General features: G+C 66.7%; 7 protein-coding genes, 3 rRNA genes and 1 pseudogene. 9 read left to right on the plus strand and 2 right to left on the minus strand.

Going from position 1 to position 13920, the window contains the following annotated elements; all coding sequences use genetic code 11:
• The first annotated feature begins 98 nt into the window (after positions 1–98).
• The gene (gene ilvD, locus Sdia_RS07185) at positions 99–1949 is read left to right on the plus strand and encodes a dihydroxy-acid dehydratase (protein ID WP_100458072.1); all 1851 of its coding nucleotides are present in this window, start codon (positions 99–101) and stop codon (positions 1947–1949) included.
• A gap of 333 nt (positions 1950–2282) precedes the next feature.
• Positions 2283–2768, plus strand: coding sequence for a hypothetical protein (locus tag Sdia_RS07190; protein ID WP_100458073.1), 486 nt, complete (start codon positions 2283–2285; stop codon positions 2766–2768).
• Between the two features lies 1 nt (position 2769).
• Here the strand turns inward: Sdia_RS07190 and Sdia_RS07195 are convergent, their stop codons facing one another.
• Entirely contained in the window at positions 2770–2988 is a 219-nt protein-coding gene (locus Sdia_RS07195; RefSeq protein ID WP_100458074.1) for a DUF4287 domain-containing protein, read from the minus strand.
• A 189-nt stretch (positions 2989–3177) separates the two neighbouring features.
• Between Sdia_RS07195 and Sdia_RS07200 the strand changes: the two are divergent.
• The 4 genes and pseudogenes from Sdia_RS07200 (at position 3178) to proC (ending at position 6628) form a co-directional block, all read left to right on the plus strand.
• Positions 3178–4030, plus strand: a pseudogene (locus Sdia_RS07200) (class I SAM-dependent methyltransferase).
• A 119-nt stretch (positions 4031–4149) separates the two neighbouring features.
• Positions 4150–4950, plus strand: coding sequence for an ABC transporter ATP-binding protein (locus Sdia_RS07205; protein ID WP_100458076.1), 801 nt, complete (start codon positions 4150–4152; stop codon positions 4948–4950).
• On the plus strand, positions 4947–5720 hold the full coding sequence (locus tag Sdia_RS07210) for an ABC transporter permease (RefSeq protein WP_189500724.1): 774 nt from the start codon (positions 4947–4949) through the stop codon (positions 5718–5720). Before Sdia_RS07205 ends, Sdia_RS07210 begins: the two co-directional genes overlap by 4 nt.
• A 98-nt stretch (positions 5721–5818) precedes the next feature.
• Positions 5819–6628 carry a pyrroline-5-carboxylate reductase gene (gene proC, locus Sdia_RS07215; protein WP_003948858.1) on the plus strand — a complete coding sequence of 270 codons (810 nt, stop codon included), beginning with the start codon at positions 5819–5821 and terminating at the stop codon, positions 6626–6628.
• Positions 6629–6679: 51 nt separating this feature from the next.
• On the opposite strand, the gene trpS is transcribed toward proC, so the two are convergent.
• On the minus strand, positions 6680–7675 hold the full coding sequence (gene trpS / locus Sdia_RS07220) for a tryptophan--tRNA ligase (protein WP_124287312.1): 996 nt from the start codon (positions 7673–7675) through the stop codon (positions 6680–6682).
• 829 nt (positions 7676–8504) lie between these two features.
• On the opposite strand from trpS, the gene Sdia_RS07225 reads away from it, so the two are divergent.
• The 3 genes from Sdia_RS07225 to rrf all read left to right on the plus strand — a co-directional run bounded on the left by Sdia_RS07225 (position 8505) and on the right by rrf (position 13687).
• Positions 8505–10031: ribosomal RNA gene (locus Sdia_RS07225) — 16S ribosomal RNA — on the plus strand.
• Positions 10032–10352: 321 nt separating this feature from the next.
• Positions 10353–13474 (plus strand): 23S ribosomal RNA (locus Sdia_RS07230).
• Positions 13475–13570: 96 nt separating this feature from the next.
• A 5S ribosomal RNA gene (gene rrf, locus Sdia_RS07235) occupies positions 13571–13687 on the plus strand.
• The 16S, 23S and 5S rRNA genes sit together here, the layout of an rRNA operon.
• Positions 13688–13920: the final 233 nt, after the last annotated feature.

Consider the following 13920-nt stretch of genomic DNA (forward strand, 5'->3'; position numbering starts at 1 on the left):
TCCGCCCCGCCCGTCCCACGGCGTGGACGAACTGTCCACGAACCGGCACCGAAGGCGTACGCTCGAACAAGTCCCACCCGCAGAAGGAGCGAGCGACGATGCCCGAGCTGAGGTCCCGCACAGTCACCCACGGCCGCAACATGGCGGGCGCCCGCGCCCTCATGCGGGCCTCCGGGGTAGCGAGCGAGGACATCGGCAAGCCGATCATCGCCGTGGCCAACTCCTTCACCGAGTTCGTCCCCGGGCACACCCACCTCCAGCCGGTCGGCCGGATCGTCTCCGAGGCGATCAAGGCGGCGGGCGCGGTGCCCCGCGAGTTCAACACCATCGCGGTGGACGACGGCATCGCCATGGGGCACGGCGGCATGCTGTACTCCCTGCCCTCCCGCGACCTCATCGCGGACTCGGTGGAGTACATGGTCGAGGCGCACTGCGCCGACGCGCTGATCTGCATCTCCAACTGCGACAAGATCACCCCGGGCATGCTGATGGCCGCCCTGCGGCTCGACATCCCGACGATCTTCGTCTCCGGCGGCCCCATGGAGGCCGGCCAGGCCACCCTCGTCGACGGCACCGTCCGCAAACTCGACCTGGTCAACGCGATCAGCGACGCGGTCGACGAGTCCGTCTCCGACGAGGACATCCTCCGCATCGAGGAGAACGCCTGCCCGACCTGCGGTTCGTGTTCCGGCATGTTCACCGCCAACTCGATGAACTGCCTCACCGAGGCCATCGGCCTCTCCCTCCCGGGCAACGGCTCGGTCCTCGCCACCCACACCGCCCGCAAGGCGCTCTACGAGCGGGCCGGCGCCACCGTGGTCGAGCTGGCCAAGCGGTACTACCAGGACGACGACGCCTCGGTCCTGCCGCGCAACATCGCCACCCGCGAGGCCTTCGAGAACGCCATGGCGCTCGACATCGCCATGGGCGGCTCCACCAACACCATCCTCCACCTGCTGGCCGCCGCCCAGGAGGCCGAGCTCGGCTACGACCTGACCGACATCGACGCCGTCTCGCGCCGCATCCCCTGTCTCGCCAAGGTCGCCCCGAACGTCGCCCCCGGCGGCACGTACTACATGGAGGACGTGCACCGCGCCGGCGGCATCCCCGCTCTCCTCGGCGAGCTGTACCGCGGCGGGCTGCTCAACGAGAACGTCCACACCGTCCACTCCGCCACCATGGACGAGTGGCTGAAGACCTGGGACGTGCGCGGCGGCTCCCCGTCCGCCGAGGCCCTGGACCTCTGGTACGCCGCCCCCGGCTGCCGACGCTCCGCCGAGGCGTTCTCCCAGTCCGAGCGGTGGGACTCGCTCGACACGGACGCGGCCGGCGGCTGCATCCGCTCCGTCGAGCACGCCTACTCCGAGGACGGCGGCCTCGCCGTGCTGCGCGGCAACATCGCGGCCGACGGCTGCGTCGTCAAGACCGCCGGCGTCGACGAGTCGATCTGGACCTTCGAGGGCCCGGCCGTCGTCTGCGAGTCGCAGGAGGAGGCCGTCGACAAGATCCTCCGCAAGGAGATCACCCACGGCGACGTGGTCGTCATCCGCTACGAGGGCCCCAAGGGCGGCCCCGGCATGCAGGAGATGCTCTACCCGACCTCCTTCCTGAAGGGCCGGGGGCTCGGCAAGACCTGCGCGCTCGTCACCGACGGCCGCTTCTCCGGCGGCACCTCGGGCCTCTCCATCGGCCACGCCTCCCCGGAGGCGGCCTCCGGCGGTGCCATCGCCCTGGTCGAGGACGGCGACCGCATCCGCATCGACATCCCGCAGCGCTCCATCGAACTGCTGGTGGACGACGCCACCCTCGACGCCCGCCGCGAGGCCCTGGGCGGCCGCTACGAGCCCGTCGCCCGGGAGCGCAAGGTCTCCGCCGCCCTGCGCGCCTACGCCGCGATGGCGACCAGCGCCGACAAGGGCGCGGTCCGCGACGTGACGAAGCTGGGCTGACACCCGTACGCACCCCTCGGCCCCGGCCGCCCCACCAGCGGGCGCCGGGGCCGAGGCGTACCCGGCCTCCCGGCGGGCGGCGGCCGCGAGCTCCTCGTCCTGACCGGCGCCGCCCTCGCCCACCTGGCCGCCGCCGGCCGCGTCCTCCACGCCCGGGAGGCCGAACTCGCCGGCCGCCAGGAGGGCGCCTCCCTCGCCCCCTCCGCACACCCAGCCGACCGCCCTGATCCGCAGCCTCCACGGGCGACCGCCGTCCCCGCCCCGGCCTGCCTGACGACCCCGCTCGCCGGGCCCTTCCCGCCCCCCTGCCCCGGACAGGGGACAATCGCCCCCGTGACCGACTCGACCCGCCCCACCGCCCCCGGCCCCCACCCCGAGCCGATCCGGTTCTTCGGCACCACCTGGCTCGACCACTCCGGCCACTACGGCCTGCGTCGCGCCGGTGTCGCGGCCGGCTCCCTCGCGCTCGCCGTCGCCTGTGCCGTGCTGCTGCGCATCGGCTACCAGGGCATGGCCCTCGCCGAGGTCGGCCGGCTGATCAACGTCCTGGTCGTCGGCATGTTCGCGATCTGCACCGCCATCGCCTTCGGCCGCACCCTGCGCAGTTTCACCAAGCGCGAGGACCCCGAACGCCGTCAGTCCCTGCGGGGCCTCATGGCCATCGGCTTCCTCGGGGTCCTGGTCGCCTGGTCCGTGCGCAGCCTGCGCGAGGCCCCGGGGGAGGGGCTGCACCGCGCCGAGTACGAGGAGGCCGTCGCCCGGGCGACCCGCCGCCGCGCACGGCGCACCGGCCACCCGGGGCGCCGGGCCGGGCGCTGACTCACCTCCGCGCGGCGCGCCCCTCGGCGAGGGTGTGCGCGACGAGCGCGTTGGCATGACCGTGCCCCAGCCCGTGCTCGGCCTTGAGCCAGGCGACCAGCTCCAGGTGCCGGGTCAGCGGCGAGGCACGGATCATCTCCTGCCACTGGGCCACCGGACGCCCGTACCTCTTCTCGATCGACGGGAAGTAACTGGCCGGACCCTTCACGCTCTCCGCCATGACGGACCACTCCTTCTGAGACGACTTCTCGTGCGCACCGCACCACCTGTCACCCCTACGACCCTCCGGCCCGCGCGAACTCATCGCCCCGGGCGCGCACTTCCCGGCCCGGCACGGACAATCCTGGCCCCCCACAACACCCCAGGTGACAGCCACGACCTGAACACCGCCCACCCCGCAGGAGCCCGTATGCCCGACCCCCTGGCCGACCGCACCCGCCGAGCCGCCTCCTTCAACACCGCCCCGGCCCACTACGCCGAGTACCGCCCCTCCTACCCGCCGGCCCTGTACGAGGCCCTGGAGGAAGCGCTCGGCCGTCCCCTCGCCGGAGCCCGCGTCGCCGACATCGGCGCCGGAACCGGCATCGCCACCGCCCAGCTCCACGAACGCGGCGCCCGCGTCCTGGCCGTCGAGCCCGGCGGAGGCATGGCGGCCGAACTCCGCCGCACCCTGCCCGGCACCCCCCTGGTCCGCGGCGACGGCAACGCCCTCCCCCCCCGCCGACGCCACCGCCGACCTCGTCATCTTCGCCCAGTCCTTCCACTGGACCGACCCCGAGCGCGCCCTGCCGGAGGCGTACCGCGTGCTGCGCCCCGGCGGCGTCCTCGCCCGCTGGTGGAACATCTCCGACTCCTCGCACACCTGGGTCGCGGACCAGGCCGACCGCCTGCGGGCCCACTTCGGCCCGGAGGGCGCCGCCCACGGCGCGCACATCCCGGGCCGCGCCGACGCCGCCCCCGCCGTCGGGGACCCGGCCGTGGGGGCGCCGGCCAAGACCCCCTCCCAACCGGGCACCCCCGACCCCGAGCCGGTGGCCGACGCCCCGCTCAGCCACCGGATTCCCTGGTCCCGCCGGCTCACCGTCGACGACCACCTGGCCAACCTCGCCAGCCACTCCCTCTTCCTGGTCGCCGACGCCGCCCTGGCCCAGGACTTCCTGGATCGCGAGCGCGCCGGACTGCTCCGGCTCTTCCCCGACGGCCACGTCGAGGAGCGGTACGTGGTGGACCTGGTCCTGACCACCCGCCCGGCCTCCGCCTGACCACCCCGCCCGGCGCGCCGCCCTTCCGGACCCCACCGGGCCGGGCGGCGCGCCGTTCGCGTACTCCTCCCCCTGGTCCCTTGACCCGGATCAGCACCAGGAGGAGTATTCAACGAGTGATGAATAAAAAGGAGCCTCCACCCCGCGACGCCCCCGCCCCGGCCGTCACCGCCACCGCCCTCACCGTCGCCCGAGGCTCCCGCACCGTCCTGGACGACCTCCACTTCACCGTGGAACGCGGCCAGGTCACCGGCCTCCTCGGTCCCTCCGGCTGCGGCAAGACCACCCTCATGCGCGCCGTCGTCGGCACCCAGGCCAAGGCCACCGGCACCCTCGACGTCCTCGGCCACCCGGCCGGCGACCCCCGCCTGCGCCACCGCATCGGCTACGTCACCCAGGCACCCTCCGTCTACGACGACCTGACCGTCCGGCAGAACCTCGACTACTTCGCCGCCGTCCTCGATCCGGGCCGCCGCGCCACCGCCCGCCGCGCCGAGACCGTCACCCGCGCCGTCGCCGACGTGGACCTCACCTCGCACGCCGACGCCCTCGCCGGGCAGCTCTCCGGCGGCCAGCGCAGCCGGGTCTCCCTCGCCGTCGCCCTGCTCGGCGCACCCGAACTCCTCGTCCTCGACGAACCGACCGTCGGCCTCGACCCCGTGCTCCGCCGTGACCTCTGGAACCTCTTCCACCGCCTCGCCGCCGACCGCGGCACCACCCTCCTCGTCTCCTCCCACGTCATGGACGAGGCCGAACGCTGCCACCGCCTCCTCCTCATGCGCGAGGGCCGCGTCCTCGCCGAGGGCACCCCCGAGGCCCTGCGCACCCGCACCCGCCGCGACACGGTCGAGGAAGCCTTCCTGCACCTGGTCGACGCCGCCGGCCACCCGGCGACGACCCCCGAGGAGCACACCCCGTGACATCCACCGCCACCCCGGCGCGCCCCACCGCCTTCTCCGCTGCCCGCACCCTCGCCACCGCCGCCCGCGTCCTGCGCCAGCTCCGCCACGACCCACGCACCATCGCCCTGCTGCTCCTGGTGCCCTGCGTGATGACCGCGCTGCTCCGCTACGTCTTCGACGGCAGCCCGCGCACCTTCGACGCCATCGGCGCCTCCCTGCTCGGAATCTTCCCGCTCATCACGATGTTCCTGGTCACCTCCATCGCCACCCTGCGCGAACGGACCTCGGGCACCCTGGAACGCCTGCTCGCCCTGCCGCTCGGCAAGGCCGACCTCATCGCCGGCTACGCCCTCGCCTTCGGAGCCCTCGCCGTCGTCCAGTCCGCCCTCGCCACCGCGCTCTCCGTCTGGCTCCTCGGTCTGGACGTCACCGGCTCCCCCTGGGTCCTGCTCCTGGTCGCCGTCCTCGACGCGCTGCTCGGCACCGCTCTGGGCCTCTTCGTCTCGGCCTTCGCCGCCTCCGAGTTCCAGGCCGTCCAGTTCATGCCGGCGGTGATCTTCCCGCAGCTGCTGCTCTGCGGCCTGTTCACCCCGCGCGAGCGCATGCACCCCGCCCTGGAAGCCGTCTCCGACGTCCTGCCGATGTCGTACGCCGTCGACGCGATGAACGAGGTCCTCACCCGTACGGGCGTCACCGCGACCTTCGTCCGCGACATCGGCGTCGTCGCCGGCTGCGCCCTGCTCGTCCTGGCCCTCGGCGCCGCCACCCTGCGCCGCCGCACCACCTGACGACCGCCCTGCGGACACCCCCGCACCCGACGGCCCCCCGGTGCGAGGATGACGAGCGGAACGGCACGTACGGCACCACGCGGAGGGCGAACCCCGACATGACCCAGAAAGTCGCAGTGCTCGGCACCGGCAAGATCGGCGAGGCCCTGCTCAGCGGAATGATCCGCGCCGGCTGGTCTCCCGCCGACCTCCTCGTCACCGCCCGCCGCCCCGAGCGCGCCGACACCCTCCGCGAGCGCTACGGCGTCACTCCGGTCACCAACGCCGAGGCGGCCAAGACCGCCGACACCCTGATCCTCACCGTCAAGCCGCAGGACATGGGCGCCCTCGTCGAGGAGCTGGCCCCGCACGTCCCCGCCGACCGACTCGTCATCAGCGGCGCCGCCGGCATCCCCACCGCGTACTTCGAGGAGCGCCTCGCCGCAGGCACACCCGTGGTCCGCGTCATGACCAACACGCCCGCCCTGGTGGACGAGGCGATGTCGGTGATCTCCGGCGGTACGCACGCCAACCCGGCGCACCTCGCCATCGCCCAGGAGATCTTCGGCGGCGTCGGCAAGACCCTGCGCGTCCCCGAGTCCCAGCAGGACGCCGCCACCGCCCTCTCCGGCTCCGGCCCCGCCTACTTCTACTTCCTGGTCGAGGCGATGACCGATGCCGGCATCCTGCTCGGACTGCCCCGCTCCCAGGCCCACGACCTCATCGTGCAGGCCGCGATCGGCGCCGCCGTGATGCTCCGCGACAGCGGCGAACACCCCGTGAAGCTCCGCGAGGCCGTGACCTCCCCGGCCGGCACCACCATCAACGCCATCCGCGAACTGGAGAACCACGGCGTCCGCGCCGCCCTGATCGCCGCTCTGGAGGCCGCCCGCGACCGCAGCCGCGAACTGGCCTCCGGCAAGGGCTGACCGGTCCCCGGGGCGGGGCACCCGCACGGGCGCGCCCCGCCCCGCACGCCCTCAGGCCGGCAGCAGCCCCACCGCCCGGTAGGCCTCGTCCACCACCGGCCGCGCCATCGCCCGCGCCCGCTCGGCCCCGCGCCGCAGTACCGCGTCCACCTCGCCCGGATCGGCCACCAGCGCGGCGTGGCGCTCCCGCACCGGTCGCAGCAGCTCCTCCACCGCCTCGGCCGTGTCCTTCTTCAACGCGCCGTACGAGGAGTACCGCGACGCCAGCTTCCGGGGATCGGCGCCCGTGCTCGCCCCCAGGATCTCCAGCAGGTTGGTGACCCCGGGCATCCGCTCCCGGTCGTGACGCACCTCGCGGCCGCTGTCGGTCAGCGCCCGCATCACCTTCCGCCGCACCGCTTCCGGCTCGTCCAGCAGATAGACGATGCCCGCACCCGACTCGTGCGACTTCCCCATCTTCGCGCCCGGTACCTGAAGGTCCATGACGCGTGCCGCCACGGGGGGATGGGTCGCCCGCGGCACCACGAACGCCTGCCCGTACCGCTGGTTGAACCGCTCCGCGAGGTCGCGCGTCAACTCGACGTGCTGCGTCTGGTCCTCACCCACCGGCACCTCGTCCGTCCGGTACGCCAGGATGTCGGCCGCCATGAGCACCGGATACGTCAGCAGCGACAGTCGCACGCCCTCCCCGCGCTCCCGCTCCCGCACCGACTTCTCCTTGTACTGGATCATCCGGCGCATCTCCCCGTCGGTGGCGACGCATTCCAGGAGATAGGAGAGGCGTGCGTGCTCGTCGACGTGACTCTGCACGAACACCGTGCACCGCTCCGGGTCGAGCCCGGCCGCCAGCAGCAGCGTGGCCGCCTGCCGGCTGAGTCTGCGCACCCGCGCCGGGTCGTGTTCGACGGTCAGTGCGTGCAGATCCACCACGCAGAACAGCGCGTCCGCCTGGTGCTGGTCACGCTCCACCCACTGCCGGACCGCTCCCAGGTAGTTCCCGAGGGTCAGATGCCCGGTCGGCTTGATCCCGCTGAATACCCGTGTCATCGCTCTCCTGCCTCTCTCCGAGGGCCCCGCACCCTCCGGCCGGCAGCTCCTCGTCAGGGGAGAGAAACACCAACGGCCGCCGGATGCGGCGGCCGTTGAATGCGCACGTCAGGGCTGGCCGCCGTCAGGCGGCCCACCAGAGCCCGTCGTACATACGCGTGGTCACGGGGGGAGCTTAGACCCGAACGGCACCGAGTTGACAGTCCCTGGGACCTCTCCGTAAGGTCCACCGAGTTGCCCGACGTGAGCGCCGGTTCCCACCGGACCCCGGGCAGCCGATCCGCAGGACCTCTTCAGAACGCACAGCGGTCTCCGCTGCTCGTTCCGTTGCGTATTGCGGAAAGAGGAATCCGCGTCCCGGCAGGGCCGCCCCCGATTAGCTCGGGGAAAGGGAATCCGCTAAAGTCTCACCCGTCGGAACGGCTCAACGGCCGGGAAGGCGAAACCCGCTGACTGGGAATCAGGCCCGAAAGGATCTGATAGAGTCGGAACCGCCGAAAGGGAAAAGCGAAGCGGAAACGCGGCGCTCGAACCGGAAAGGCACCGAGGAAATCGGACGCGAAAGAGTCTGATAGAGTCGGAACACGAAATACCGAAGGGAAGCGCCCGGAGGAAAGCCCGAGAGGGTGAGTACGAAGGAAGCGTCCGTTCCTTGAGAACTCAACAGCGTGCTAAAAGTCAACGCCAGATATGTTGATACCCCGACCATCCAGGTTTCTGGCTGGTTGAGGTTCCTTTGAAATACAACAGCGAGGACGCTGTGTACGGCAGGGACTATTCCTCCTTGTCGTACCGCTCTTGTGCTTGTTGACCGGATTACCGGTACACATTCACGGAGAGTTTGATCCTGGCTCAGGACGAACGCTGGCGGCGTGCTTAACACATGCAAGTCGAACGATGAAGCCCTTCGGGGTGGATTAGTGGCGAACGGGTGAGTAACACGTGGGCAATCTGCCCTGCACTCTGGGACAAGCCCTGGAAACGGGGTCTAATACCGGATATGACCGTCCATCGCATGGTGGATGGTGTAAAGCTCCGGCGGTGCAGGATGAGCCCGCGGCCTATCAGCTAGTTGGTGAGGTAGTGGCTCACCAAGGCGACGACGGGTAGCCGGCCTGAGAGGGCGACCGGCCACACTGGGACTGAGACACGGCCCAGACTCCTACGGGAGGCAGCAGTGGGGAATATTGCACAATGGGCGAAAGCCTGATGCAGCGACGCCGCGTGAGGGATGACGGCCTTCGGGTTGTAAACCTCTTTCAGCAGGGAAGAAGCGAAAGTGACGGTACCTGCAGAAGAAGCGCCGGCTAACTACGTGCCAGCAGCCGCGGTAATACGTAGGGCGCAAGCGTTGTCCGGAATTATTGGGCGTAAAGAGCTCGTAGGCGGCTTGTCACGTCGGTTGTGAAAGCCCGGGGCTTAACCCCGGGTCTGCAGTCGATACGGGCAGGCTAGAGTTCGGTAGGGGAGATCGGAATTCCTGGTGTAGCGGTGAAATGCGCAGATATCAGGAGGAACACCGGTGGCGAAGGCGGATCTCTGGGCCGATACTGACGCTGAGGAGCGAAAGCGTGGGGAGCGAACAGGATTAGATACCCTGGTAGTCCACGCCGTAAACGGTGGGCACTAGGTGTGGGCAACATTCCACGTTGTCCGTGCCGCAGCTAACGCATTAAGTGCCCCGCCTGGGGAGTACGGCCGCAAGGCTAAAACTCAAAGGAATTGACGGGGGCCCGCACAAGCGGCGGAGCATGTGGCTTAATTCGACGCAACGCGAAGAACCTTACCAAGGCTTGACATACACCGGAAAGCATCAGAGATGGTGCCCCCCTTGTGGTCGGTGTACAGGTGGTGCATGGCTGTCGTCAGCTCGTGTCGTGAGATGTTGGGTTAAGTCCCGCAACGAGCGCAACCCTTGTCCCGTGTTGCCAGCAGGCCCTTGTGGTGCTGGGGACTCACGGGAGACCGCCGGGGTCAACTCGGAGGAAGGTGGGGACGACGTCAAGTCATCATGCCCCTTATGTCTTGGGCTGCACACGTGCTACAATGGCCGGTACAATGAGCTGCGATACCGTGAGGTGGAGCGAATCTCAAAAAGCCGGTCTCAGTTCGGATTGGGGTCTGCAACTCGACCCCATGAAGTCGGAGTCGCTAGTAATCGCAGATCAGCATTGCTGCGGTGAATACGTTCCCGGGCCTTGTACACACCGCCCGTCACGTCACGAAAGTCGGTAACACCCGAAGCCGGTGGCCCAACCCCCTTGTGGGGAGGGAGCTGTCGAAGGTGGGACTGGCGATTGGGACGAAGTCGTAACAAGGTAGCCGTACCGGAAGGTGCGGCTGGATCACCTCCTTTCTAAGGAGCACTTCTTGGCTGCCAGCTTTCGGGTTGGTGGTCCAGGGGCCAGTTCATCAGCGAACGTCTGGTGCTGGTTGCTCATGGGTGGAACGTTGACTATTCGGCACAGTGGATTCGATGGTTTTGCTAGTACTGCTTCGGCGTGGAACGCAGGGTCATGGGTCGGCTGGGTCGGGCACGCTGTTGGGTGTCTGAGGGAGCGGCCATGTTGTGGCTGTTTCTTCGGTTGCCGGCCCCAGTGAACTCGGGATGTTTGGTCTCGGGGTGGTGGGTGGTTGGTCGTTGTTTGAGAACTGCACAGTGGACGCGAGCATCTGTGGCCAAGTTTTTAAGGGCGCACGGTGGATGCCTTGGCACCAGGAACCGATGAAGGACGTGGGAGGCCACGATAGTCCCCGGGGAGTCGTCAACCAGGCTTTGATCCGGGGGTTTCCGAATGGGGAAACCCGGCAGTCGTCATGGGCTGTCACCCGCTGCTGAACTCATAGGCAGTGTGGAGGGAACGCGGGGAAGTGAAACATCTCAGTACCCGCAGGAAGAGAAAACAACCGTGATTCCGGGAGTAGTGGCGAGCGAAACTGGATGAGGCTAAACCGTATGTGTGTGAGACCCGGCAGGGGTTGCGCATGCGGGGTTGTGGGATCTCTCTTCCACGGTCTGCCGGCCGTGGGACGAGTCATAAACCGTTGATGTAGGCGAAGGACATGCGAAAGGTCCGGCGTAGAGGGTAAGACCCCCGTAGTCGAAACGTCAGCGGCTCGTTTGAGAGACACCCAAGTAGCACGGGGCCCGAGAAATCCCGTGTGAATCTGGCGGGACCACCCGCTAAGCCTAAATATTCCCTGGTGACCGATAGCGGATAGTACCGTGAGGGAATGGTGAAAAGTACCGCGGGAGCGGAGTGAAATAGTACCTGAAACCGTGTGCCTACAAGCCGTGGGAGCGTCGCGCATCGAGTTTGCTCGGTGCGTCGTGACTGCGTGCCTTTTGAAGAATGAGCCTGCGAGTTAGCGGTGTGTAGCGAGGTTAACCCGTGTGGGGAAGCCGTAGCGAAAGCGAGTCCTAAGAGGGCGTTTGAGTTGCACGCTCTAGACCCGAAGCGGAGTGATCTAGCCATGGGCAGGTTGAAGCGGCTGTAAGAGGTCGTGGAGGACCGAACCCACCAGGGTTGAAAACCTGGGGGATGACCTGTGGTTAGGGGTGAAAGGCCAATCAAACTCCGTGATAGCTGGTTCTCCCCGAAATGCATTTAGGTGCAGCGTCGTGTGTTTCTTGCCGGAGGTAGAGCACTGGATAGGCGATGGGCCCTACCGGGTTACTGACCTTAGCCAAACTCCGAATGCCGGTAAGTGAGAGCGCGGCAGTGAGACTGTGGGGGATAAGCTCCATGGTCGAGAGGGAAACAGCCCAGAGCATCGACTAAGGCCCCTAAGCGTACGCTAAGTGGGAAAGGATGTGGAGTCGCAGAGACAACCAGGAGGTTGGCTTAGAAGCAGCCACCCTTGAAAGAGTGCGTAATAGCTCACTGGTCTAGTGATTCCGCGCCGACAATGTAGCGGGGCTCAAGCGTACCGCCGAAGTCGTGTCATTGCAGCATGAGGGCCAACGCCCGCTGTGATGGGTAGGGGAGCGTCGTGTGCCGGGTGAAGCAGCCGTGGAAACGAGTTGTGGACGGTTCACGAGTGAGAATGCAGGCATGAGTAGCGATTCACACGTGAGAAACGTGTGCGCCGATTGACTAAGGGTTCCTGGGTCAAGCTGATCTGCCCAGGGTAAGTCGGGACCTAAGGCGAGGCCGACAGGCGTAGTCGATGGATAACCGGTTGATATTCCGGTACCCGCTGTGAAGCGTCAAACATTGAATCCAGTGATGCTAAGCCCGTGAAGCCGTTCCGGACCCTTCGGGGAATGGAAAGTGGTGGAGCCGGTGACCCGAGCTGGTAGTAGGTGAGTGATGGGGTGACGCAGGAAGGTAGTCCATCCCGGGCGGTGGTTGTCCCGGGGTAAGGGTGTAGGACGTCAGGTAGGTAAATCCGCCTGGCAATAGTCTGAGACCTGATGCCGAGCCGATTGTGGTGAAGTGGATGATCCTATGCTGTCGAGAAAAGCCTCTAGCGAGTTTCATTGCGGCCCGTACCCTAAACCGACTCAGGTGGTCAGGTAGAGAATACCGAGGCGTTCGGGTGAACTATGGTTAAGGAACTCGGCAAAATGCCCCCGTAACTTCGGGAGAAGGGGGGCCATGTCTGGTGATGAGTCTTGCACTCTGAGCTGGGTGTGGCCGCAGAGACCAGCGAGAAGCGACTGTTTACTAAAAACACAGGTCCGTGCGAAGCCGTAAGGCGATGTATACGGACTGACGCCTGCCCGGTGCTGGAACGTTAAGGGGACCGGTTAGTCACATTTCGGTGTGGCGAAGCTGAGAACTTAAGCGCCAGTAAACGGCGGTGGTAACTATAACCATCCTAAGGTAGCGAAATTCCTTGTCGGGTAAGTTCCGACCTGCACGAATGGCGTAACGACTTCTCGACTGTCTCAACCATAGGCCCGGTGAAATTGCATTACGAGTAAAGATGCTCGTTTCGCGCAGCAGGACGGAAAGACCCCGGGACCTTTACTACAGTTTGATATTGGTGTTCGGTTCGGCTTGTGTAGGATAGGTGGGAGACTGTGAAGCATGCACGCCAGTGTGTGTGGAGTCGTCGTTGAAATACCACTCTGGTCGTGCTGGATGTCTAACCTGGGTCCGTGATCCGGATCAGGGACAGTGTCTGATGGGTAGTTTAACTGGGGCGGTTGCCTCCTAAAGTGTAACGGAGGCGCCCAAAGGTTCCCTCAGCCTGGTTGGTAATCAGGTGTTGAGTGTAAGTGCACAAGGGAGCTTGACTGTGAGACCGACGGGTCGAGCAGGGACGAAAGTCGGGACTAGTGATCCGGCGGTGGCTTGTGGAAGCGCCGTCGCTCAACGGATAAAAGGTACCCCGGGGATAACAGGCTGATCTTCCCCAAGAGTCCATATCGACGGGATGGTTTGGCACCTCGATGTCGGCTCGTCGCATCCTGGGGCTGGAGTCGGTCCCAAGGGTTGGGCTGTTCGCCCATTAAAGCGGTACGCGAGCTGGGTTTAGAACGTCGTGAGACAGTTCGGTCCCTATCCGCTGTGCGCGTAGGAATATTGAGAAGGGCTGTCCCTAGTACGAGAGGACCGGGACGGACGAACCTCTGGTGTGCCAGTTGTTCTGCCAAGGGCATGGCTGGTTGGCTACGTTCGGGAGGGATAACCGCTGAAAGCATCTAAGCGGGAAGCCTGCTTCGAGATGAGTGTTCCCACCTCCTTGAGAGGGTAAGGCTCCCAGTAGACGACTGGGTTGATAGGCCGGATATGGAAGCCCTGTAAGGGGTGGAGTTGACCGGTACTAATAGGCCGAGGGCTTGTCCTCAGTTGCTCGCGTCCACTGTGTTGGTTCTGAAACCACGAACACCAACCGCACACTCATCTTCTGGTGGGTTGTGGTTGCTGGTGTGTTTCGTAGTGTTTCGGTGGTCATAGCGTGAGGGAAACGCCCGGTTACATTCCGAACCCGGAAGCTAAGCCTTACAGCGCCGATGGTACTGCAGGGGGGACCCTGTGGGAGAGTAGGTCGCCGCCGAACTCTTTGTGGCCTCGGGCCCGGAAAACCTGATCAAAGGTTTTCCGGGCCCGAGGCATTTCTGCGTTCATGACCCTTTCGGCCCGGTGAGCGGAAGACGTCGGGCAATTGTTGATCAGAACTGATGGGGTTCTCGTCCAGGGCATCGCCATCGCTCCCTCTCCGCGAGGCCGCCCTGCTCCCCGAACGCGTCTACCCGGCAGGTAACCTCCTCGGACCGTCGGTGGCGAGCGGGG

This window comes from Streptomyces diastaticus subsp. diastaticus, assembly GCF_011170125.1.
Lineage (GTDB): Bacteria > Actinomycetota > Actinomycetes > Streptomycetales > Streptomycetaceae > Streptomyces > Streptomyces diastaticus.

Bases quoted from the DNA above. Each gene is read 5' to 3' on its own strand.
- ilvD (WP_100458072.1), top strand. From the start codon at position 99: ATGCCCGAGCTGAGGTCCCGCACAGTCACCCACGGCCGCAACATGGCG.
- Sdia_RS07195 (WP_100458074.1), bottom strand. From the start codon at position 2,988: ATGGCGGAGAGCGTGAAGGGTCCGGCCAGTTACTTCCCGTCGATCGAG.
- Sdia_RS07205 (WP_100458076.1), top strand. From the start codon at position 4,150: ATGAATAAAAAGGAGCCTCCACCCCGCGACGCCCCCGCCCCGGCCGTC.
- proC (WP_003948858.1), top strand. From the start codon at position 5,819: ATGACCCAGAAAGTCGCAGTGCTCGGCACCGGCAAGATCGGCGAGGCC.
- trpS (WP_124287312.1), bottom strand. From the start codon at position 7,675: ATGACACGGGTATTCAGCGGGATCAAGCCGACCGGGCATCTGACCCTC.